The 22777-nt window shown below is 38.5% G+C and carries 10 protein-coding genes; 4 read left to right on the top strand and 6 right to left on the bottom strand.

All coding sequences use genetic code 11. The annotated features are described in order from the left end of the window. Positions 1 to 182: 182 nt before the first annotated feature. The 5 genes from Q0983_RS18650 to Q0983_RS18630 all read right to left on the bottom strand — a co-directional run bounded on the left by Q0983_RS18650 (position 183) and on the right by Q0983_RS18630 (position 10957). Complete coding sequence (locus tag Q0983_RS18650) at positions 183 to 581, bottom strand: hypothetical protein (RefSeq protein WP_299556461.1); 399 nt, start codon at positions 579 to 581, stop codon at positions 183 to 185. A gap of 354 nt (positions 582 to 935) precedes the next feature. Continuing rightward, the gene (locus Q0983_RS18645; RefSeq protein WP_299556459.1) at positions 936 to 2642 is read right to left on the bottom strand and encodes a hypothetical protein; all 1707 of its coding nucleotides are present in this window, start codon (positions 2640 to 2642) and stop codon (positions 936 to 938) included. A 6-nt stretch (positions 2643 to 2648) separates the two neighbouring features. Then, positions 2649 to 4418 carry a RagB/SusD family nutrient uptake outer membrane protein gene (locus Q0983_RS18640; RefSeq protein ID WP_299556457.1) on the bottom strand — a complete coding sequence of 590 codons (1770 nt, stop codon included), beginning with the start codon at positions 4416 to 4418 and terminating at the stop codon, positions 2649 to 2651. An 85-nt stretch (positions 4419 to 4503) separates the two neighbouring features. Continuing rightward, a complete protein-coding gene (locus Q0983_RS18635; protein ID WP_299556455.1) occupies positions 4504 to 7605 on the bottom strand; it encodes a SusC/RagA family TonB-linked outer membrane protein in 3102 nt (1033 codons plus the stop codon). Between the two features lie 382 nt (positions 7606 to 7987). Beyond that, positions 7988 to 10957, bottom strand: coding sequence for a sulfatase-like hydrolase/transferase (locus Q0983_RS18630; protein ID WP_299556453.1), 2970 nt, complete (start codon positions 10955 to 10957; stop codon positions 7988 to 7990). A 507-nt stretch (positions 10958 to 11464) separates the two neighbouring features. On the opposite strand from Q0983_RS18630, the gene Q0983_RS18625 reads away from it, so the two are divergent. The 4 genes from Q0983_RS18625 to Q0983_RS18610 all read left to right on the top strand — a co-directional run bounded on the left by Q0983_RS18625 (position 11465) and on the right by Q0983_RS18610 (position 22357). Further along, positions 11465 to 14581, top strand: a complete 3117-nt coding sequence (locus Q0983_RS18625) for a TonB-dependent receptor (protein WP_299556451.1) — start codon at positions 11465 to 11467, stop codon at positions 14579 to 14581. Positions 14582 to 14642: 61 nt separating this feature from the next. Further along, positions 14643 to 16517 (top strand): RagB/SusD family nutrient uptake outer membrane protein, encoded by a 1875-nt coding sequence (locus Q0983_RS18620; RefSeq protein WP_299556449.1) that lies wholly within the window; start codon positions 14643 to 14645, stop codon positions 16515 to 16517. 37 nt (positions 16518 to 16554) lie between these two features. Continuing rightward, positions 16555 to 18225, top strand: a complete 1671-nt coding sequence (locus Q0983_RS18615) for a hypothetical protein (RefSeq protein ID WP_299556447.1) — start codon at positions 16555 to 16557, stop codon at positions 18223 to 18225. A 106-nt stretch (positions 18226 to 18331) separates the two neighbouring features. Next, positions 18332 to 22357: an FG-GAP-like repeat-containing protein gene (locus Q0983_RS18610; RefSeq protein WP_299556445.1), complete on the top strand. Its 4026-nt coding sequence runs from the start codon at positions 18332 to 18334 to the stop codon at positions 22355 to 22357. On the opposite strand, the gene Q0983_RS18605 is transcribed toward Q0983_RS18610, so the two are convergent. After that, positions 22317 to 22565 carry a hypothetical protein gene (locus tag Q0983_RS18605; RefSeq protein WP_299556443.1) on the bottom strand — a complete coding sequence of 83 codons (249 nt, stop codon included), beginning with the start codon at positions 22563 to 22565 and terminating at the stop codon, positions 22317 to 22319. The two genes, Q0983_RS18610 and Q0983_RS18605, sit on opposite strands and share 41 nt — an antisense overlap. Positions 22566 to 22777 lie beyond the last annotated feature (212 nt).

The raw sequence follows: 22777 nt of genomic DNA, 5'->3' as shown, positions 1-22777 counted from the left end.
GACAACAGGCTCAACCAGACAATTAAATATATTATTGACAGTATTTGCCATCCCTTAATCAATCCAATTTAAATTGACTAATCCTTTTCGATACAATAAGATGTATTTATTAAAAAAGGATGAAACTTTCGTTCCATCCTTTTAACTAACTAAATAATCTACAATACTTCTTACATACAGTATTAATTATAAACTTCTTCTTCGTTTAGCACGATGTCATGAACCGCAGTTCCATCCACCGTTAAGGTTCCGGCTCCCGAAGCCTTATCCGCAGAAACAACATAAGATTGCATTCCTGTTTCAGTTTGCTTGCTTACTGTTATTTCATAGTTTGTATCGGTCGACGCATCCGTAAATCCCGAAGACACAAAACTTTCAGCATTTACCTCCGAACGATACTCAATAATTAAACTCTTTTCTCTATAAATATTTATTTTAAACGGTCCATTGTTACTAATATCCGTAAGACTATATACCGGAGTTAAAGCCGCTTCAAACGCTTTAAAATTGCTTTCCTCTTCACAACTAATCAGTGTTAAAACCAACACGAAGACTCCAAAATATGTTTTTATACTTTTCATACGTTTAAATTTTAGTAATTATCTGTTAATAAATTAATTATAAAACTGAGAACGTATGTAACCACTCCGTTCTCATATTAAAATTTTTAAACATTCCCTTTTGTAAAAAATGTTTAAAATTTATTAATATTCGTTTCATCTGTTTATTTTTATTGTTTTTTATTTGTCATGCTTCGACTAGGCTCAGCACAGGAATGTAATTACTCATTTGGTTTTTATTTCAAATTAATGAATTCGTGAATCTATGATTTCGCCATTAAACATTTCGACAAGCTCAATGCAACTCATTTCAGTGGGTATTACCGTTTAGTTATTATGGCTCATTTCATAATTACTTTGTTTTACTTTTAAAACTTATGGTCTCACCTCAATTTCAATGAATTTCAGGTTATCTATATACATTACCTGCGCTCCCGTAACACTAGGGTTCTCAGCTGCATGAGGTCTGAAGGTAAATCTTAAATTCATAGCAGGGGTAATTTCATCTGTTGTTACTGTGTTAGTTACAGTTATCCATTCTCCCCTGGGTTCATTTTCAATATTCCACAATTGCCTGCTAAACACAGGTTTATTAAACTCTGTCCTGAATGTTTTCAAAGTAGTTCCCGGTTCTATGAACAAATCATACTCTATACGATAGGTTCCGGCAGGAATAGGCGCAATACGGGCAATACCAAAACTCCAGAGATTAACATTAGGCAGCGGATTAGAAGCCAAAGTGCTCCATTTCATACTGGCATCACCGTCTGAAGACCTTGTGGTAACTCTTTCAAAAGCAAAATTACCACCACCGAGAATATTATTGTTACCGGTAAAATAATTTAAAGCAAATGCCCTGTTAGCCGCGCCACTTGGTTCTTCAAAACTGGCATGCGCTTTTTCCGGAATAATATTACCTCCAAAATTCATAGCAACGTTCTCCGGGCCAAAAGCCTCTAAAGGTCTTTCGTCAGCCGATTGAATACTTCCGTTCCCGTTATACGAAACAGTTACCACGTCACTATTATAAATTGGTTCCGATAGCATCAACTCAATAAAAATGGCATTGTCCTCACTTACCCTGGCCGAAGCTACCGGAATATCCTGATCAAAACCTGTTGCCGAGTTAGTAACATGTACCGTAAAATTCCCTTCCTCTCCTGAAAATGGCACAACCTCTCCATTTACTCTAAAACGGATAACTTCGTTTTCATCTTCGGTTAAGGCACCGGCAAACTGAAAGGGCTGACTGGATTGAATTACTCTGACCTTAAGCGGTATCACTTTCTCTGCCACGTATCTGGGCAACTCGTTAATTCTTAAAGACCTAAGGGTTCCGGCATTGAACGTCCCTAACTTATAGAAGTTTATTTCTCTCTCGGTCCCACCTATTTGGTTCGGCACCCCATCCGGAATAATCCAGGTGGTTGCATTTGGTCTGCCAATTGTGGTATTATCAATATAAGTTAAACTTGTTGCCGCTTCTATTTCAACGGTTGGCCAACTGGCTTCATCTTCAATAGAAGTTTCTTCTTCTCTCGTTACATTTAAAACAGGGGCTCCATCTTTCATAATGGTAAAGGCAGGAAGTATTTTAGCGTACACATCAAAAGTAAATGTCGTATCAATCACCCATAAATCGCCTTCTTTATGAGCCTCTAAACTTCCTTCACTTGACCTATATGTTACTTTTTCATTAAACTTGTTGAGTAACCTAACTTTATTTATTCCGCTATTCCTAAAAAGGACAAATGCTTTAGGATCCGTAATAGATAAGCCAGCATCTTCTTTAATATAATCGTCAAAAATGGAGTCTCTGGAATTAAAACCTGTATTTAAAAACTTATTCCCTTCTTCAATAATCCACTCATGACTCACAGCACCTTGTGACAAATCCAGAAAAGGTACTTGTGTATCAACATTGATACTAAACGGATCATTAACAAAAGGTTGTGTCCCTATTAACCAGGACACATCCGACAACTCATCAACCGGAGTATAATCGGCATACTCCTTTTCTTCACAAGAACTTAAGGCAAATAAAATGCCGCAAAGAATAATATATATTTTTATATTTTTCATAGTCTCTTAATTTATATTAGGGTTTGCATTAGCCTCTGCAAATGGAATGGGGTAATATCGCTGTGTGCTTTCGTTATAATTTAAAGCGGAAGTATCATACTCATAATCGACAACTATATGGGCACCGGCTGGCTGGGCTCCTTCCAAAGAAGGAAAATTGAATCGGGTTCTGGTAATTCCTTCTTCATTTATATAAGTGAAGTTAACACCGTATAGTACAACATCAGACAATTCTTGTAATCTATCAGTAAAACTGTATCCTTCTGATTTTTCCCATCTGATAAAATCCAGCCAACGAATAGCATGGCCCTCAATTGACATTTCCAAAGGTTTCTCTACGTACATTAAATGCCTCATTAAAGAACCTTCATCATATACCACATCATCATAAGTCCGGTTAAAATCGCCACCCTGGGCACCAAGTAACACCAGGCCCCAACGTTTTCTAACCTCATTAATCAATTCCAAAGCACCTGTGACATCGCCTGTTTTAATTTTACATTCCGCTTGCATTAAAATCACTTCTGCTAACCTGTTAACAACCACATTTTTCTCTGATAACGTGGAAGCGCCTGTAGGTAATTGACCTTCAGTGGCAACTATATCATGATTTGTATATTTTTTCCACCATGCAAAGCCCCAGGCGGTGCCATGAAATCTTGGGTATGCACTGGTTTGCACTTCGTAATATATAGTTTGTGCGTCATCTACCAATGCCATCATGGATGACGCTCTTAACGGCACATTTCTTAGCGTAAGACCGGTATCCGGATCGATATAGTAGTTTCTGGAGTCCAAAGGATCCATAGGTTCCGTTTTATAGGCATATGCTATCCAGGCAGGCCCTACGGCTCCCCGGGTATTGGAAGTTTGTTGATTTAACCAATTCGTTCCTGTTTCTCCGGTCCACCTACTTTCATTTGTCAGATCTGCATCAATGGCGCTGAAATTAATCTCAAAAATGGATTCACTATTAAATTCTCCGGCATTTGTAAACATTTTATCCAGATCACTTTCAAGCTCATAGTCATGATTGTTGATGACATCCTCAAAGTATGGCATGGCCTTATTATATTCTAAATGCTGTAAATAAGTATGCCCTAAAATTGTGGCCGCAGCACCGGAAGTGACTCTGGTAATGTCTCCACTTGGGTACCCTCCTTTTTTATATAAGTTGGCATAGGCATACTCCAAATCCTGACGAACAAAGGCAATGACATCCTCTGCCGGAGAAAGTGCTTTAGCATAGTCTTCATTGGTTATCGGTACAAAATCCCTGATAATTATGCTTCCCTCATTATAGGTAGTATATAAATAGTAATGGAACAAACCTCTAAAAAACCTGGCTTGTGCCATTTGAGAGGTCCATTCAGCCTCGTCTTCAATCGTATCTTTGATATTATCAAGCGCTTCAATCACCTGGTTAGCCCTGAAAATCCCCTGATAGCAAGTTTGCCATTTATCAATGATTTCGTTAGTACCTCCATTATAGGTATGCAGGTAAAAATCCTCGGTGTTTTGTGGAATTGGACGTCCATATCCCGGATACCCCATATCAGAGCGGAGCGCTTCCGCTATAACATTCAATACGGCCGGGTGGTGTAATGTCTGGTACACCGTATTTAACCCTGCACCCGTTTCTGTTAAATTCCTCCAAAACCGGTCAACGCCAATTATATTTGGATTTTGTTCCTGAAGAAACTCATTATCCGCACAAGAGCACATGGTGGCTATGGTGAAGATTAACATTATAGATTTTAAAATGATATGTTTCATCTGTTTATATTTATTGTTTTAGATGTCAGATATTGAAATGATTAATTATGCGCATTTCATAACAACTATCTAGTTATATTTTTCATTAAAAGTTCAAATTCATTCCAAACAGATATTGGATTGAAATAGGTCCTGTGTCTTTATCCAATCCTCTGGACACAATCCCTCCCCCAATTTCCGGGTTATAGCCGGAATATTTGGTAATGGTCAAAGGGTTTTGGGTTCTTACATAAAACCTTAAATATTTCAGACCCCATTTCTCCACTGTTCTTTTAGGAATGGCATATCCCAAAGACACCTGTCTTAATCTCAAATAAGACCCATCTTCCAGCCACAGATCACTATATCCCAAATAGTTTGGATGTCTTCGCACATCATTTCTATAGGCCGGTATTGGAGAATCCCTGTTCACCTCAGACCATTGATAAATTAAATCCTTATGCCTACCGAAACCATAGGCCCAGGCATCAAAACCATTCATGATTTCCTGACCCAAAGCGGCATACCAATTCATAGAGAAATCCCAACTTTTATAATTTAGATTTAAAGTATACCCTAGTTCATACTTTGGTAATCCACTGCCACTATAAACCCGGTCATTATCATCCAAAACACCATCATTGTTCTGATCAATAAATCTGGTATCTCCCATTCGTGCATTGTTATCTATTAACTGGTATTCAGCTAATTTTTCTTCCGTATCAATAATACCGTCTGTTCTCCAGAGAAAAAAGGCTCCGGCTTCATGGCCCAGTGCCAAAGCTGTCACCCTGGACTGCTGAGGCGCTCTGCCTACCAAGCCGAAATCATTGGTTAACTGAAAATCCGTATTCCCGTTTATTTTGGTTATTTCATTTTCGTTAGTGGAAAAAGTACCATTCATTCTAAATCTTACCTTGCCAACATTACCTCTGTACGCCGCCGTTAACTCCAATCCTTTATTAACCATATTACCAACATTAAGGGTCACTGTTGCATTATTTCCTCCTCCTGCTGATAATGGCAGGAATACCGGGAAAAGCATGTCTTCCTTATCCGCATAATAATATTCAGCGGTAAGTGTTAGCTTATTCCTTAGAAACCCAAGATCTATTCCAATATTGGATGTTGTAGTGGACTCCCACTTTAATGTTTTATTTGCAAAATCAAGTTGCGTTGCTCCTAAACTAACACCGTCATCAGTACCGGTATTTCCTATATAATTGATATTTTGTTCTATCCCCGGAATAAATGAATAGGGCCTCACACGATCATTTCCTATGGTACCATGAGACAACCTTACTTTGAAATTATTTATAGTGCCTGCATATTTAGCCCAAAAAGGTTCATCAGAAGCATTCCATGCGAAAGACACCCCCGGAAACGTACCCCATTGCTTTTTTGGAGACACCAGATATGAAACCAGGGAAGATCCGTCCCTACGTACACTGGCACTTAATAAGTAACGCCCTTTATAACCATAAAGCACACGACCAATGGTACCAATTCTGGTTGTTGTATAATCAAACCCAGATGTCACGCTTTGGTCTCCGGTGGCCAAATTTAATACGCGGGCATCAGGATTCGTAGCCTCCAAACGTCTCGCTCTAAAGGCTTCATTTTGATACCTTTCGCGATCTGCAAAAAATGTAAACGTGAATTTATGATCATCAGCAACTACTTTTTGATAGGTTAAACCGGCATTAATATTTAAGGACCTGTTATAATTGGTTCTGTTATCTATATAGCTATTTATAGGTTGCGATTGCAGGATACCCTGCGTATTGAAAATTTCCTGATAAGGCCTGTAATCCTTTCTGAATGTATTAAAAGTGGTAAGACCAATATTACTTGTAAACTTAAGGTCTTTAGTAATGTCATAATCCAAACGAAAAGAAGCATTGGTTCTGACACTTTTTTGGTTTTGCTCGGTTCTCAGGCTTTCTAAGACCCAGCCTAAACGATTTACATCATCACCACCTTGTTCCAGCTCATCAAAACTGTCCAGATCCAAACCATTTTGTGTTGGTCTGTATACAATAGCCTGTGATAGTAAATTTCCCTGGGGAATATCTCTGTCATCCTGAATAAAGGCAAGGCTTGATTGAATTCTAACCTTATTCTTTTGATATACGGTGTTAAAACGTGTATTAAAGCGCTTGTATGCAGAATTTACCTGTATGCCCTCCTGATCGAAAAATCCCAGTGCGACGTTATATGTAATATCTTCTGTGCCTCCGGAAATATTTAAATTATGGGTTTGTGTCGGCACATCCTGTCTGAATAAAATATCATTCAGATTGGTTTCATTTTGAAATTGAATAGGATTTTGTAATAACTGTAGTCTTACTTCATCATCAAATGCTCCGCCTGTATTTCTTTGGGTTACAACATCAAAGTAAGTCTGCTCAACAGAGTTCATTAACGGCACGGCTGCTTGTCTTCTTTGAATAGCATAATTCCCGTTATATCTTACCTGTAATGACCCCGGCTTACCTTGTTTGGTAGTAATAATGATGACTCCTGTTGCTCCCCGAGCTCCATAGATAGCTGTAGAAGCCGCATCTTTTAAAATATCAATGGTCTCAATATCTGTTGGAGGAATCCTTGGGTCACCTTCCTGAACAATCCCATCAACTACGTATAATGGTGTGTTGTTATCTAAAGACGTAATACCTCTGATCAAAATTTCCGAATCACCTCCCGGTGTGGATGAAGCCACTACATTAACACCTGCAGCCTGTCCCTGTAATGCCGATCCCAGATCCGCGCTTACGATTTTCTCCAAAGCCTCGGCTTTTACCTGAGTTACGGCACCTGTTAACTCTTTTTTCTTAACTGCACCATAACCAATTACAACTACTTCTTCCAACTCATCTACTTCCGCGATCAGGACTACATTTAATTGATCCCCTATTACTTTTAACGACTGCGTAGTCATACCCAAATAGCTAAAAGTCAGAGTATCTCCAATACTGGCTTCAATAGTATAGACACCGTCAAAATCTGTAACTGCTCCTGTTGTTTTTCCTTCTTTTACAAGAATAACGGATGCCCCAGGAATTGGCATGCCGTCTTCACCTGAAACAACACCTTTTACTGTTAAGGTTCCGGTTTGCGCCTGCATAATACAAGTGAAAAACAGAAACATAAAAAGCATGGATTTGCTCAGTAAATTTCTCGTAAATAAAACGCTTTTAACTTTCATTTGCTTAAGTTTAATTAGCTTGTTTTTATTATAGAATTATCCGGTTGGACATTTTGAACCAAAACATCCAACAACTCAATAAACACAAAGGTTTTTCTTGATTTACTGCAGTAAAATTAGATATTGAAAAAGGACTTTAAATATCATTATTTACCCTTAACATAGCCTATATTACCATGCTATTAAACCTGAGGGAAGGCAGACAAAATTATTTGAAGAAAAAAGAGGCTGACTAAACAGTGGAGGTTTTGTCAACCTGAATTTATTTCAGGTTCTCATAGCAACTGATAACCATCAAGATAAGATTCTGAAACTAATTCAGAATGACAGTTTTAGTACTTTTTAGACAGCCTCTTTTTAGCACTATTAACTTGAATTCGATTTATATTTTGACAACTTTTTTGATTGACAATTTGTTATCCGCAAATACCTTTAAAATGTATGTCCCTTTTGGTAAATCAGACACATCAATTTTGGATCTGTGTATATTCGTTCTTTCAACTTTTTTAATTAATTGCCCTGTTACGGAAATTAATTCTATGGCTAACTTTTGGGCTGACCTTTTAAAGCTCAAATTAATATAATCTTGTGCAGGGTTTGGATAAACACGAAGGTTAGAAATTGACACATCTTCAACATTCAAAGTTCCCGAAGAACCAATTTGTCCGGAAACAGAACTCACTGTCTGATCAAAAGGCCATAAGTTATAATTAGTCGATTCAGACGTTGACCAATTTGCGGGGTTATTAATACTGGCCCTTAATTGTGACGGTGAACCGGAAAGTGCTCCGGTGTAAATACCATTATCCTGATCGGTACCAACTGCATTGGCATTCACACCATTGGTCAAAGCAGTGGGTAATGCACAAAACGTATTGCCACCACCGGTGCCCCAACCACCATTGGTATTCAACCCGGTGATCCATTGGCTGGAATTAGGATCTGTTGGCAAAACAAACGGATCTGCCTGGTAAATTAAGATCCCATCACCTCCGGTTGCCATATCAAAATCACCATCGCTACTTTCAGAGGATTTTCCTGTATGGTCATGAGACATGGTTCCAACAACAACTTCAGAATCACCAATGACATGTTTTACCTGGCCATCGGAATCTAATTTAAAAATATCGCCTGTGTTAAACGCCGCTCCGGCAGTCCAGGTCCAAACATCATCCACACTATAGTCTCCAGTCCAGCCATCCTGAGTCCCTTTCCATGATCTGTTGGAAATTGAAATTTTAGTGGTTGCGGTTATATCCTTTAAAAGCATAAAGGCAACAGCTCCATTATTGGTACCCTCTGCTTTAAAACCAACTATTGCAATATCACCGGCCGTTAATGTAGTTGGAACAATAGCATCCAACACAAAAATACTTGCCGGGGTATTGTTTACCGTTCCTACACTTGTTGATTGTAGGGTAAGTGTAAGCGTTTCACTGGTCTCATCTAAACCATCTGCTGCTGCTACAATAGTTATATCCGTGCTGTTTGTACCATTAGCAATAGTAACTGTTCCGGGCAAGGTTGGATAGTCGGTACCATTGGTGGTATTCCCACTTATGCTATAGGTAACATCAATATCTTCTCCAGCATGGATACCTTCGGGTAAACTTACGGTAAACACACCGTTAGTTTCTCCCTCAATGGCATCCGTTTCACCGGTAATGCTTATTTCACTTATTTGACTCTCAAGTAACAGCAATGGACTTTCAAATAAGGCATCATATGCCGGTAAGGTGCCGTCATCCCACAAGAAACTATGGGGGTGCCCACTGCCATCACCGTCATTATCATACCAGGCCGGCTTTACATCTTTAAAATCTTTCACGATGCCTATAGCATCGTCTAACATATCCTGAATAATCTGTTCGGCATTGGTCTCGGTTGCTCTTACATCAGTAGTTTCTCCAGGATCAGTCAAAATATCATACAATTTCCAGGCACCACCGGCCGTTTTAACTATTTTCCATTTCCCGTTGGAAAGCCCTCCATTGTGAAACCCATTTTGCGGCCTCATAATAATTACCGTTTCATCAGGCCTGGCATCACTACCCGCAATTAAATCATCCATAAAGTCTACACCATCTAAGGTTTTATCAACAGGCATAAGGTTATTACCGGCTAAATTCACCAGAGTAGGGTATAGATCTAAAGAACTCAATTGATGATCGTAAGTAGCCGGGGTGGTAATTTGAGCCGGCCAGTGTACAAACATAGGCACTTTATGCCCGCCTTCTTTCACGCTTCCTTTTAAAGCGTCAAGCGGCCAATTCACTGCACCTTTACTAAAAGTATAACCACCGTTGTCGCTTAAAAATATGATTAAGGTATTATTAAACTCCGTCATATCCTTTTGCAACTCGGCAATAACCCTACCTATGTTTTTATCCATATTGGCCACCATGGTAGCGTAGGTAACCCGGGCCTCTGTTAATTCATCTATTTTTGCTTGCTGATCTTCAGCGGGCAATTTTGTAACTGGGTTAGAATTTTTAATATAATCACTATTATTAACTAAACTTTCAAAATTAGGGTTATCCAATTTGAACTGTGCAATTTCAGCTGCCGGAGCCTGTAAGGGTGTATGTGGTGCATTATAAGATAAATACATAAAAAATGGATCAGACAAAGGTGCATTTGTTGCAATATAGGCTATAGCCTCATCTGTAAGGACATCTGTTAGATAATCTTCTTCAGGCGCATCGCTAAATTCGCTTTCTGGAACATACCCCCTATCTCTCCATAAAGGATCCTGATACTCATTTGTTACTGGGTTACTTCCTCCAAGCCGGTTGTAAAAATTGTCTTCATAGATACTTTCAAAATAGTTTTTTCCGCCTCCTAACATGCCAAAGAAATAGTCAAAACCTCTATCCAAAGGTTGATAAGATCCATGCTCGAAACCCAAATGCCATTTACCAATGGCAGCTGTGTTATAGTCAGAATCCTGAAGTACTTTAGAAAAATAAGTTTCCTCAGTCGGCACTCCCAATGTTGTGGTTATATCATTAGGCAAATTGTATTGTGCACCGATTCGGTGGGGCATCATCCCCGTTAACAATCCAACCCTACTAGGGCCACAAAACGGATGGGCTACATGCGCATTTCTACAAATAATACCATTGTTGGCTAATGCATCTATATTAGGTGTTGGTATGATGCCTCGTTCAGCTGGAAACGGATGCGTACTATTGTAAGCATCCCTGTTAAAACCAACATCGCCATATCCTAAATCATCTGCCAGAATAACGATAATATTGGGACGCGTACCTGCAGTCTGAGTAAACATGTTTATTGTAAACAGGAGCATGACACTCACCATACTAATCTTTAAGGAATCTAGTTTCATCATTTGACAAAATTTCAGGTTGTAAAATTACTTTGAACCTGAAACATAAGCTCCTAAAGATTTACCTTAATCTTATCATAATTTACCCTTTGTAACATATTATGGCATGAAAGCGAAAGGTTAAAAACCTCCTAATGATTTATACTATTTTCATCTAAACTTTTCAAAAAACGGCTTCCAGTTTTCAAACAGAAACTCTATACAAAAGCAGAAAAATAGTATTAATTTTTAAGATCCCAACACCATTAAAAACCATCTCCTTATGGTGCACTGAGAAACATTGCAACGCATTTAAACAAATTCCAAATAGTTTTTCATATATGAACAAGCATTCAACTATAAAACCAACAAAAAATCATAAACATCTAATTATCAGATATTTAAAATAATATAATTTTTAACAATAAGTAACATTTAGAACTTTTGTTCTCATGAATAGACCATTTGTTTCCCTGTAAATTGGCTTTTTTACACAATTTTGTCTATTCAAACATTTAAAACTAACAAAATATGAAAATCAACTTACTTGAAAGAACGCTATTCAAAGAATGGCAATTCAAGGCTTTTCTTATTGCATTTATTTGTTCTATTAGTATGAATACGGCTTTTGGCCAAACCCAAACTATTAAAGGACAGGTATCCGATATTGATGGAGAGCCTTTAGTCGGAGCAACTGTAATAGTAACAGGCACCTCTACGGGAGCTGTTACAGATTTCGACGGGAATTATGAGATCAAGGCAACTGCGGGTAGTAAATTACAATTCAGCTATCTGGGATACATTGACAAAGTTATTACAGTGGGCAGTAACACTACAATTAATGTTACCTTAGATGAAGATCTGGCAACTTTGGATGAAGTAGTGGTTGTAGGGTACGGTACACAAAAGAAAAAAGAAGTAACCGGTGCTGTAGGACAAATTAAGGCAGAAACATTAGTACAAAATGCTACTGCAGATTTAGGTAACGCACTTCAAGGACAAATTGCCGGTGTTAGCGTTACAGCCCAGGATGGAGAGCCGGGTGCAGAGTCCAATATTGTAATTCGTGGTGTAAGTTCTTTAACAGGAACAACCTCGCCACTTTATGTTGTAGATGGCATTCCTTTTGACGAAGACCCAAGGTTAAGTATTGAAGAAATAGAATCTATAGATGTTCTAAAAGATGCGGCGTCTGCAGCAATTTATGGTACACGTGGTGCCGGTGGTGTCATCTTGATCACTACTAAAAAAACCAAACCGGGCGTTATGAAAATTAGCCTGAATAGCTGGTATGGTATACAGAGAATCACTTCTGGTACACCTCTTCTTGATACAGAACAATGGATTTACGCCAGAAATATTTCAGAACAAAATAACCCTACACCTACATGGTGGGACAATACATGGACCCGTTTACGTAATGGTGTAGGACGTGCGACTAATAACTCCAGTCAGGTGGACTTGGTTGAGCAAGACCAACAACCCATACAAAATCACAGTTTAAATATAGCCGGTGGTAAAGAGGGGTTAACTTATAACTTGACTGCCGCATTTTTCAGCCAGGATGGTGCTATAATAAATACCGGGCATGAGCGGTTTAATTTACGTGCGAATTCTCAGTTTAAAAGCGGTAAATGGAATGTTCAAACCGGCTTGGCATTTAGATTAGAGGAAAGAAACCGTCCGGCTTATCAGTTACTTTACCAAGCTTTTAGAAATCTACCTTATCAAGACCAGGTAGATTTAGATGCAGATACAGTTGAACAAGCCGGAAACATCAACGATACTGAAGCAAATCAAGTTTCGCAACAGTTAACACGTTTGAGACAAACAGATACGGATCAGATTGATAACTTTCAGGCCAATATGACAGCGCGATACGACATCACTAAAAACTTATCGTACTCCTTGCGTGGCGGAATCAGCCTGACTAATAATACAAGAAAACAAGTAACGCCGCAATTCGATGTAACCGATCAAGACGGGAACATTGTTCCACGTTTTCAACGTTCGGGCATCACAAACACAAGTGGTAGAATCAGCAGATGGACTGTTGAGAATATCTTAAATTATAAGAAAAGTTTTGGAAGTCATAATTTTGTTTTAACCGCAGTATACTCTGCGCAATCTACAAAAAGAACAAATTTTTTCGCCACCAGACTTGATTTAAGAAATAACGACCTGCTTACTTTAGATAATACGACCGCAGATCCGGATGCCGGTAATGGCAGTATTTGGCTTAACAACACCCAATCGTTAACCGGTATATTAGGTAGGCTACAGTATAACTATAAAGGGAAATATTTATTTAGTGCCAGTATTCGTCGTGACGGTTCTTCACAGTTTGGTATAAACAATGTATATGGTAACTTCCCGTCTGCAACCATTGGATGGAATGTTTCCGACGAAGCTTTTTGGGCGCCCCTTAAGCGAACCGTCACCTCGTTTAAAACAAGAGCTAGTATAGGAACTGTAGGTAATGATAGATTCCAGCCTTACAGTGACGAAGCCGTAATTGTACCGGAATTAGATTATACTTTTGGCCCTACAGAAGCGAACAGATTGGTCTTGGGAGCTATTCAAACCGGATTTGCAAATCAAAATGTGAAATGGGAAACAACTGTTTCTAAAAATATTGGTTTTGATTTAGGACTATTTAAGAATAAATTAACCATTACCGGTGATTTTTATCAAACGGATAAAGAAGATTTGTTATTACCATTACTAATTCCACCATCAACCGGAGCCGGTGGTAACGGACAAGTAATCCTGAATGTTGGAGATATGACCAATAAAGGTATGGAGTGGGCCGTAAATTACAAGCACAGAGGTAAATTATCCTGGAATGTTGCAGCCACTTATACACAAAACAGGAACAAGGTTACTAAAATGAGTGGAACCAATAAATTGTTATATCTGGCCAACAGTCAGCCATATAGATTTGGGCCAACTACAGATGAAGTTAAAGTTATTGCAGAGGGTTATGAAGCAGGGTCTTTCTTCTTAATCAAGACAGATGGTATTATTAGAACGCAAGAGGAATTAGATGAGTATAGTCAACTTACCACGGGTAGTACACCTCAATTAGGTGATACCAGATTAGTTGATGCCAATGGTGATGGTGTTATTAATGTAGATGATCAGGTATACGCCGGAAGTGCCGTGCCGGATTTTGAAGCAGGCTTAAATTTCAATGCTAACTACAAAGGATTTGATTTTGCAATGCAATGGTATGGTACTTATGGTGCCGAAATTATAAACGGTAACAAAGCCTTCACTTACAGTCAGGGTGTACATAGAGACAGAGTATATCAATGGTCACCTCAAAACCCAACGTCAAACATACCTTTATACCAGGGTTCTAACCACAACAATGTGAGGGGTAGAAATGATACCTGGCTTGAAGATGGATCATTTGCGAGATTAAAAAACATCACATTTGGATACTCTATTCCCAAGAAATACCTTGAGCCTCACAATATTACGAAAATCAGGGTTTATCTTTCCGGGCAGAATCTTATTACTTTGACTGATTATACAGGTTATGATCCTGAAGTAGGTGGTACTGGTATTTCTACTAGTGGTTTAGACAGAGGTGCTTACCCGTTTACCTCTGCCTTTAGATTAGGAGTACAATTATCATTTTAACAAAAATTCGTAACTTAAGATGAAAAAAATAAAATTAAGTACTAATACAAAAAAAAGGAAAATGAAAAATTTGATATTTAAAAAACTTGCCCTTGTATTGGTTATAGCCATTGCAGTGACATCGTGCGAGGAAAGCTTCCTCGATGAAAGCAATCCCATATCCTTATCCAGTGAAACCTATTTTAATACAGTTTCAGATTTGGAAACCGGTCTTATTAGTGTTTACAATGCATTAAAAAATGACAATACACTATCAATAGTAAATGAATATCACCGTAGTGATATGACTTATCCCGGATTTGGAAGACCAAACCCTCAAAACTCTGGTTCAGTTTTTTATTTCCAGAATTTTGACGAATCATCAACAACAACCAATCAGAAATGGGCTGCACTTTACACCGGGATATTTAGAGCGAACCAGGTAATCGTTAATTGTGAACGTTTAATTCCGGAATTTACGGGCGATGCACAAGAAGCAGCGGAACTTGTTTTAGCCCAGGCCAGAACACTTAGAGGTTTGTTTTACTTTTGGCTGCATTCAAGCTACAATGGAGGGTCTGTGCCAATCTATGATTTCGTTCCCGTAAGTGAAGCTGATTTTTACCAGGAAGCACAACCGGAAGATGTGGTTCAGCAATTTTATCTTGCGGATTTAGAATATGGTATGAATAATTTACCTGCGTCATATACCGCTGAACAAGGTATTGGTAGAATTACCAAGGGTGCTGCCACGGCTTTATTAGGTAAGAGCTATTTATATGATGAAGACTACGCTATGGCTGCCCAATACTTTAAATCGGTAATAGATGATTTTGACTATGCGCTAACGCCCGATATTGGAAGCAATTTTACTACCAGAGATGAGTTTAATGAAGAGTCCATTCTTGAAATCTCCTACTCTACACAGTTCAAAGATGAAATTCATCCAGCTTCGCAAGAACAAGTTTCTACACGTTTAAATTATAGTTTTAGCCCCGTTGGAGGTTGGAGTTCTATTTACCCATCTTGTTGGTTAACGGTTTTATACCAGGACGAACAAGTGGATACCCAGGATCCCAGAAATACAGTAATGAAACCTGTTGTGCAAAATAACGGTAACATCTTTATAAAAGGTGGTAATTTTGAACGCGATAGTAATGATGACATTGTATATGAAGAAGGCCTGAGAGATTACTCCATGCGTGCTTCTGCTTCCATTGCTATAGTAGATGATAACATTACACCTTATTACTTACGTATGATTCCGGCTCAGGCCGCCAATTTTGGTTCTGGTGCCAGATACTCATGGTTTAGAAAATATACCAATTGGGATATTGCTACCAGTGAGGCCCTTGTTGCCACATCGGTTCAAAGATCCGGTGTTAATGTTCGTATAGTACGATTAGCCGATGTATTCTTAATGTATGCGGAGGCCTTAATTCAAGGCGGAACAGATGAGTCTGGTGTTGAAGAAGCTATGATATACATTAACAAAGTAAGAAGACGTTCAGGTGTTGTTTTATTAGGGTTACCGGGAACCGGGGAATATCCGGACAACGATCATGATAACGTAACATACAACGCACAAAATTTAATGGAACATTTAATGTATGTTGAAAGACCATTAGAGTTATGTGTTGAAGGTCATGCCATTCGAACTATAGACTTACGTAGATGGGGCATCACAAAACAACGCTTTGAAGACCTTGCCACAAGAAGATATTGGAGAGGACATTATGAATATGAAAATACATCCGGTAACAGAGCAACCAGATGGAGTTCTCGTATTGCAACCAGTGTATTATTTCCTCAAAACGCAAATTATGTAGATCCATATGAAGTTTGGAATGAATATGAGGATGCTGCTATTAATTATACGGAAGCTGATAACGCATATTGGCCACTTCCTAATGATGAGCGAGTTACAAATCCATTTATTGATGGAGGTGGAAATTAAGAGTCCTTTCACTTATAACATTTAAAAGATAAAAAATATGAAAAATAATATAATATTAATATGTCTTATGGTGGCTTTGGTATTTGCCAGCTGTGAAAGAGACGATAGTTATGATGCGCCTAATTCATTCTCTGATGTGGGTTGGATTTTTAGTGATGTTGATGGTCCTTTAGACGCAAATATTGGGGATTACATTACATTTACCGATGCCTCACAGGGTTATAGCCATCATGAATGGGAGATTGGAGAAGGAAACTTTTATTTAGAGCATCCTTTAGGAAGAAATGATCGTGGCGATTCATTATTAAGAACTAAAATTATAGGTTCAGGTTCAACCACGGATAAAACGGTAAGCGTATTTTTTGATAGATCAGGCTTGCAACCGGTACGATTATTTAATATTTTCCCTGAGAAAGTTACATTTAGGGGAAGTGATAATTTTAGATATGAAGCTAAACCAGTTGCAGATCAATGGGTGATAGATACCACCTTTATGGTTGATGTTTATGCCAAAATAAGACCTAAGGTACAGATAGACCATGCTAATGGTACTGAAATTTGGGAAATGTCAGAAATAGATGCTTTTGGCTCTAATATCAATCGGGTTTGGACCAATAGATCGACTATTGATAATAATGTTATTACTGTTGAAGCCGGTGACGCAGTTGACTTCACAAATATTACAGAGATTGGTAGACCCGAAACTGTGGCCTGGAAATTAATAAATGCTGCCAACGTGCAAGGAGATTCACTTAGCTACAATAATAATGGCCCGTCATTGGGTGGTGGCAATACCTTAAATTACACCTTTTCATCGCTTGGAGATTATTATGTTGGAATTCGTGCTTCCAGGGATTCAGAAAATATTCCTAATGGTTTTACTTCTGTGGTCCTTCCTTATCGTTTCAATGTTATTCCTTCTTCAAAACCTTTTGAATTATTAGGAGATGTTGTTGAATTGGAAGACGAAACTATAAGGTTGAATTTCACCGGTGAATTTCAAAACGCCACTAATCAAGAGCAATACTTCACAGTTTTGGTAAATGGCGTATCATTTAATATAGCTTCGGTTACAACAAACGGGACTTTCCTTGATATAGTACTTACTGATCCAATTTACAGACCAGATGTAATAACGGTATCATACGATGGTAACGGAGACTTTAAATCAACAGATGAAAGATCTCCTGAGGCCTTTACTGATGTACCAGTAATAATGCATAATGTAAGCATATTACCGGAATCGATTGAAAACACTGCTATGGCAGGAATGGATGGTACATGGTTTGAGGCACAGTCGTCTGGTCGTTTTGAATTTTCAACGGAGCAGTTTGTATCCGGCCCTACAAGTGTTAAAGCCACAATAGGACCAGGAGCAAGAGCAGGTATGAGAGCTAATCCAAGCCCTGCAATTCCAAGAGCGTCAGGTGAGTCCTTACTTGTTTCGTTTAAAATGTACATAGATCCGGCATCTACAGTAATGCCTCAAAGAGTGGCTATTTTTGACATCCCAAGATGGTCTGCTTCTTCTTACAATTTTACAGGTTCAGAACCTAAAGGTGAATGGATAGATGTGCAAATAATCCTTCCTCCACATTCTAGTGCAAACATAACAGGCGTCCTGTTTAGATCGGATGCTCTTGCCACTAGCGATGCTGTTATTTATTATGACGATTTTCACATTGTTGTATACGAAGAAAGACCTTAAAATATAAGTATAGTTAGTTTATAGTAAAGGTCAATTTTTAACTAAATTGGCCTTTACTTTTTATAAAATCTACCTTATATTATAAGTAACTATTCATTTATAAAAAATGAGCTTTCTAAATAATTTTTTTTTAAAGACTGTTCTTTTGGTTTGCTTTGCAATATTTTACCAAAGTAATGCGCAAACCTTTAAAAAAATTCAAGGGGCGTCTAAATTAAGCACTTTAGAAAATAACAATGGGGTGGCCGTGGCTGATTATGATGGCGACTATGATTTGGACATTTTTATTGTTGCAAAAGCAAAAGACAAACCTAATATAGAACAAACCCAAAGTAAGTTATTTAGGAACAACGGTAATGGTACTTTTACAGATGTCACCACAAATTCAGGGCTGGCTAATTTATTTCCGGAGAATGAGGAAATCTTAATTAATGAAGCACTCGATGGCATTAAATACGGCGCATTCTGGGGTGACTATGATAATGACGGCTTCCCTGATATTTTTTTTACACATAGTCGCAAAGTGCAACTCTTTAGAAACCAGGGTGACGGCACCTTTCAAAATACAACCGATGAAGCGGGCATTCAAAGCATAAACAATTGCATTAATACAGGAGCTACATGGTTTGATGCCAATAACGATGGCTATCTTGACATTTACATTTCTGTTTGGGACAGATGTGAAGGCAACATTTTCTATTTAAATAATGGAAACAATACTTTCACAAATGTTTCAGAATCTTATGGAGTAAATAGCTTTGAGCTATCTTATATGAGCGTTCCTTTTGATTTAAACGATGATGGCTGGATGGATCTGTTTGTCACTAACGATTTCTTTATCCCCAATCAAGTATTTATCAACCAAAATGGCACAGGCTTTTTAGAGAGTAGTAGCTATCCCGGCTTAAACACCTCCGGGAATGAAATGGGAATAGCTATTGGTGATTATAATAATGATGGTAGCTTTGATATGTTTGTCACAGATATTGATACCAATCTTCTGTTAACTAATAATGGTGACAATACTTTTGAAGATCTAGCTGTTCAGAATAACGTACTCGATACCGGTTGGGCCTGGGACGTTACGTTTTCAGATTTTGACTTAGACGGCGATGAAGATCTTTTTATTGCCAATGGTTTTAAAATAAGCATTCCCAATAAACAAAAAAACGTATATTTTAAAAACACGTTCATTGAAGGTGGTTCTACCTTCGAAGATGTTACACAAGACATTTTATTTGACGAAGAAACCATAAGTGTGGGATCTACCCCTTTCGACTTTGATAATGATGGTGACCTAGATTTATTCGTCACCAATAGTGACGCTCCTTCCTTCTTTTACGAAAATACCACTATCATTGAAAGCACCACAGATTCTAATAACTGGTTTAAAGTTATTTTAGAGGGAACAATCTCCAATAGGAACGCCGTTGGCACAGAGCTTTCTATTACCACTAATTTAGGGACAATTCACAGATATTATACGGGTTTAGGCTTTCTGTCCCAAAGTATTCAACCTGTTCATTTTGGTTTAGGAAGTGCAACCGACATCTTAGAAATTAAAATTAAATGGCCCTCCGGGATTGAAGAATTGCATACAAACCTACCTATAGATACTACCATACTGGCTATAGAGAATAATGGATTTCAAATTCTTGATATTCCTGAAGCCGTCAAAATTTCCGGCTGTACGGATATTAGTTCGTGTAATTATAATCCGGACGCCTTTTTTGATGATGACTCTTGTTCTTATTTAAGTGCCTCTCAAATAGCAGGAAAAAGCACTTCCGGTTATTTTAATACTGAAACATACACATATAACAAGGCTACTGATTCATCAATTTCCTGGCGAGTTACCGGTGGTGAAATAGTGGAAGGACAAAATACTGAAACCGTAACCGTTTTATGGCATCTTGAAGATATTGGTGAAGTATCTGTTATTGAAACCGGTCTTGAGTGCAGCACTGAAAAAGTGACTTTACAGGTGGACCTGAACATTTCTGAAATATCAGCTAATCTATCGGTTGCCAGAATTTGGAATGAAGCCTTACTTCACGCCATCCGAAATGATTATGCACGCCCAACAGTTCATGCCAGAAACCTTTTCCACACGAGTATTGCCTTATACGATGCCTGGACCGTTTTTGATGAAAACGCAAAACCATACCTGTTAGGCAATGAAGTCCACGGTGTTAACATACCCTTTAATGGTTTTGAAACTGATGAACCTAATAATGAGGCCCAAATAAAAGCCATGAGTTATGCGGCCTATGGTTTACTGGTACATCGATTTAAAAATTCTCCCGGAGCTGAAGAAACCAAAGACAAGTTCGATCTGATTATGTCTGATCTGGGGTATGATACCCAGTTCACCGGAACAGATTATAGCTCCGGCAACCCTGCTGCTTTAGGGAATTATATTGCACAATCTGTCATAGATTATGGTTTTAAAGATGGTGCCAATGAAGCCAATGCCTATGAAAACATTTTTTACAGGACTGTAAATAATCCGTTAACGCCTCAACTTCCAGGAAATGAGACTATGACGGACCCGAACAGATGGCAACAATTGAGCCTCTATCAATTTATAGACCAAAGCGGAAACCTAATTAATGAAAACACCCCTGATTTCTTAAGCCCGGAATGGGGGCAAGTTTCACCTTTTGCTCTAAAAGAAGAAGATAAATCAATATTTTCAAGAGACGGTCATAACTACCAGGTTTTTCATGATCCCTCCGCTCCCCCCTATCTTAATTTAAATGCTGAAGATGATAATAGCCAAGCATATAAATGGGGGTTTTCTTTAGTATCTGTTTGGGGATCTCATTTAGATCCATTTGATGAGGTCCTTTGGGATATTTCTCCTAAATCCATTGGAAATTTAGATATCGATAATTTCCCAAAATCGTTTGACAACTATCCCAATTTTTACGATGAGTTTGATGGTGGCGATCCCGGTACCGGTCATGCCCTCAATCCCCATACTAATGCACCTTATCAGGAACAAGTGGTTCCCAGAGGAGATTATGCGCGAGTGCTGGCCGAATTTTGGGCAGACGGACCGGACTCTGAAACACCGCCCGGTCACTGGTTTACCATTCTAAACTATGTTAGCGATCATCCCGATTTAGTTAAAAAATTAAACGGAACGGGAGAAACACTAGCTCCTTTAGAATGGGATGTAAAGGCTTATTTCCTATTAGCGGGCACCATGCATGATGCCGCTATATCTGCCTGGGGCATTAAAGGATGGTATGATTATGTCAGGCCTATTTCAGCCATACGATATATGGCAGAATTAGGACAAAGTTCGGACAACTCACTTCCCAATTACCATGTTGGAGGCATTCCGCTTAAATCCGGATATGTTGAACTTGTAGAAGCCGGGGATCCGTTAGCCGGGATTATGGACGAACACATAGGCAAAATAAAACTATACTCCTGGCGAGGCCATGACTATATTGGTGACCCAGATACTGATATGGCAGGTGTTGACTGGATTTTAGCCGAAAACTGGTGGCCGTATCAACGACCTAGTTTTGTAACACCGCCGTTTGCGGGTTATGTTTCCGGACATTCCACCTATTCAAGAGCGGCTGCCGAACTTATGACCTTATTAACCGGAGACGCCTTTTTCCCTGGTGGTATGGGTGAATTTATTGCAAGAAAGAACGAATTCCTCGTGTTTGAAGAAGGCCCCAGCGTTGATGTTATCTTACAATGGGCCACCTACAGGGATGCTTCAGACCAATGTAGTCTATCCAGGATCTGGGGTGGTATCCACCCACCTGCCGATGATATTCCCGGTAGATTGATTGGTGAAAAAATTGGTAAAGATGCCTATAGTTTTGGTGTTGAATATTTCACGGGTAAAGAAACTGACATCCCTTCAACTGCCGCTTATAAAGTATATCCTAATCCGTTGAATGACGAATTTAAAGTATTTATTACCAATACGGCTTCAACTGATGAACTCCAGCTTTCTGACCTAAAAGGAAGTGTCATCTCAATCTTGTCAAAACTATATAATGAGGAAACCGGAATTACAGAAATAAAGCTACCCCACAGTTTAGCATCCGGTGTCTACGTTCTTAAAATAAACAGTGAATCAAAACTTGTTGTAAAACAATAAGATACATCATTTGGTTTTTGGACATTTCTTGCTCATAATTGGACTCTTGTTCTAACTTCAATCCCATACTAATTTTATGTTTGAAAATGGTATCATTACCAGCCAAAACATCCAAATTTGGTGTAGGCATCTCCCTTAAATCTGAAGGAAAGCTTCCATCACGATTGAACCCTACATTACCAAACCCCGGGGCATCTGCTAAAATCACTATGATATTAAGGCACGGGCTGTTTGGACAGAAATATTTAAAACAAATAATAATATGGTAGCTGATTCATCCTTAACTTATTATAAATTATCCTTTTTACACAAGCATGAGCTAAGTTTTCATTCTTTTTGTCAGTCATTTATTGGTGAAAATCATTTTTCCTGATAAAACATTTAAAACCCAACAAAATCCAAGCAAATACATACTAAACA

The sequence above is a fragment of the Seonamhaeicola sp. genome, from assembly GCF_028281565.1.
GTDB lineage: Bacteria > Bacteroidota > Bacteroidia > Flavobacteriales > Flavobacteriaceae > Seonamhaeicola.
The sequence above is the reverse complement of the archived record's forward strand: the minus strand, read 5'-3'. Positions and strand labels throughout refer to the sequence as shown.

Bases quoted from the DNA above. Each gene is read 5' to 3' on its own strand.
- Q0983_RS18650 (WP_299556461.1), bottom strand. From the start codon at position 581: ATGAAAAGTATAAAAACATATTTTGGAGTCTTCGTGTTGGTTTTAACA.
- Q0983_RS18645 (WP_299556459.1), bottom strand. From the start codon at position 2,642: ATGAAAAATATAAAAATATATATTATTCTTTGCGGCATTTTATTTGCC.
- Q0983_RS18640 (WP_299556457.1), bottom strand. From the start codon at position 4,418: ATGAAACATATCATTTTAAAATCTATAATGTTAATCTTCACCATAGCC.
- Q0983_RS18635 (WP_299556455.1), bottom strand. From the start codon at position 7,605: ATGAAAGTTAAAAGCGTTTTATTTACGAGAAATTTACTGAGCAAATCC.
- Q0983_RS18630 (WP_299556453.1), bottom strand. From the start codon at position 10,957: ATGATGAAACTAGATTCCTTAAAGATTAGTATGGTGAGTGTCATGCTC.
- Q0983_RS18625 (WP_299556451.1), top strand. From the start codon at position 11,465: ATGAAAATCAACTTACTTGAAAGAACGCTATTCAAAGAATGGCAATTC.
- Q0983_RS18620 (WP_299556449.1), top strand. From the start codon at position 14,643: ATGAAAAATTTGATATTTAAAAAACTTGCCCTTGTATTGGTTATAGCC.
- Q0983_RS18615 (WP_299556447.1), top strand. From the start codon at position 16,555: ATGAAAAATAATATAATATTAATATGTCTTATGGTGGCTTTGGTATTT.
- Q0983_RS18610 (WP_299556445.1), top strand. From the start codon at position 18,332: ATGAGCTTTCTAAATAATTTTTTTTTAAAGACTGTTCTTTTGGTTTGC.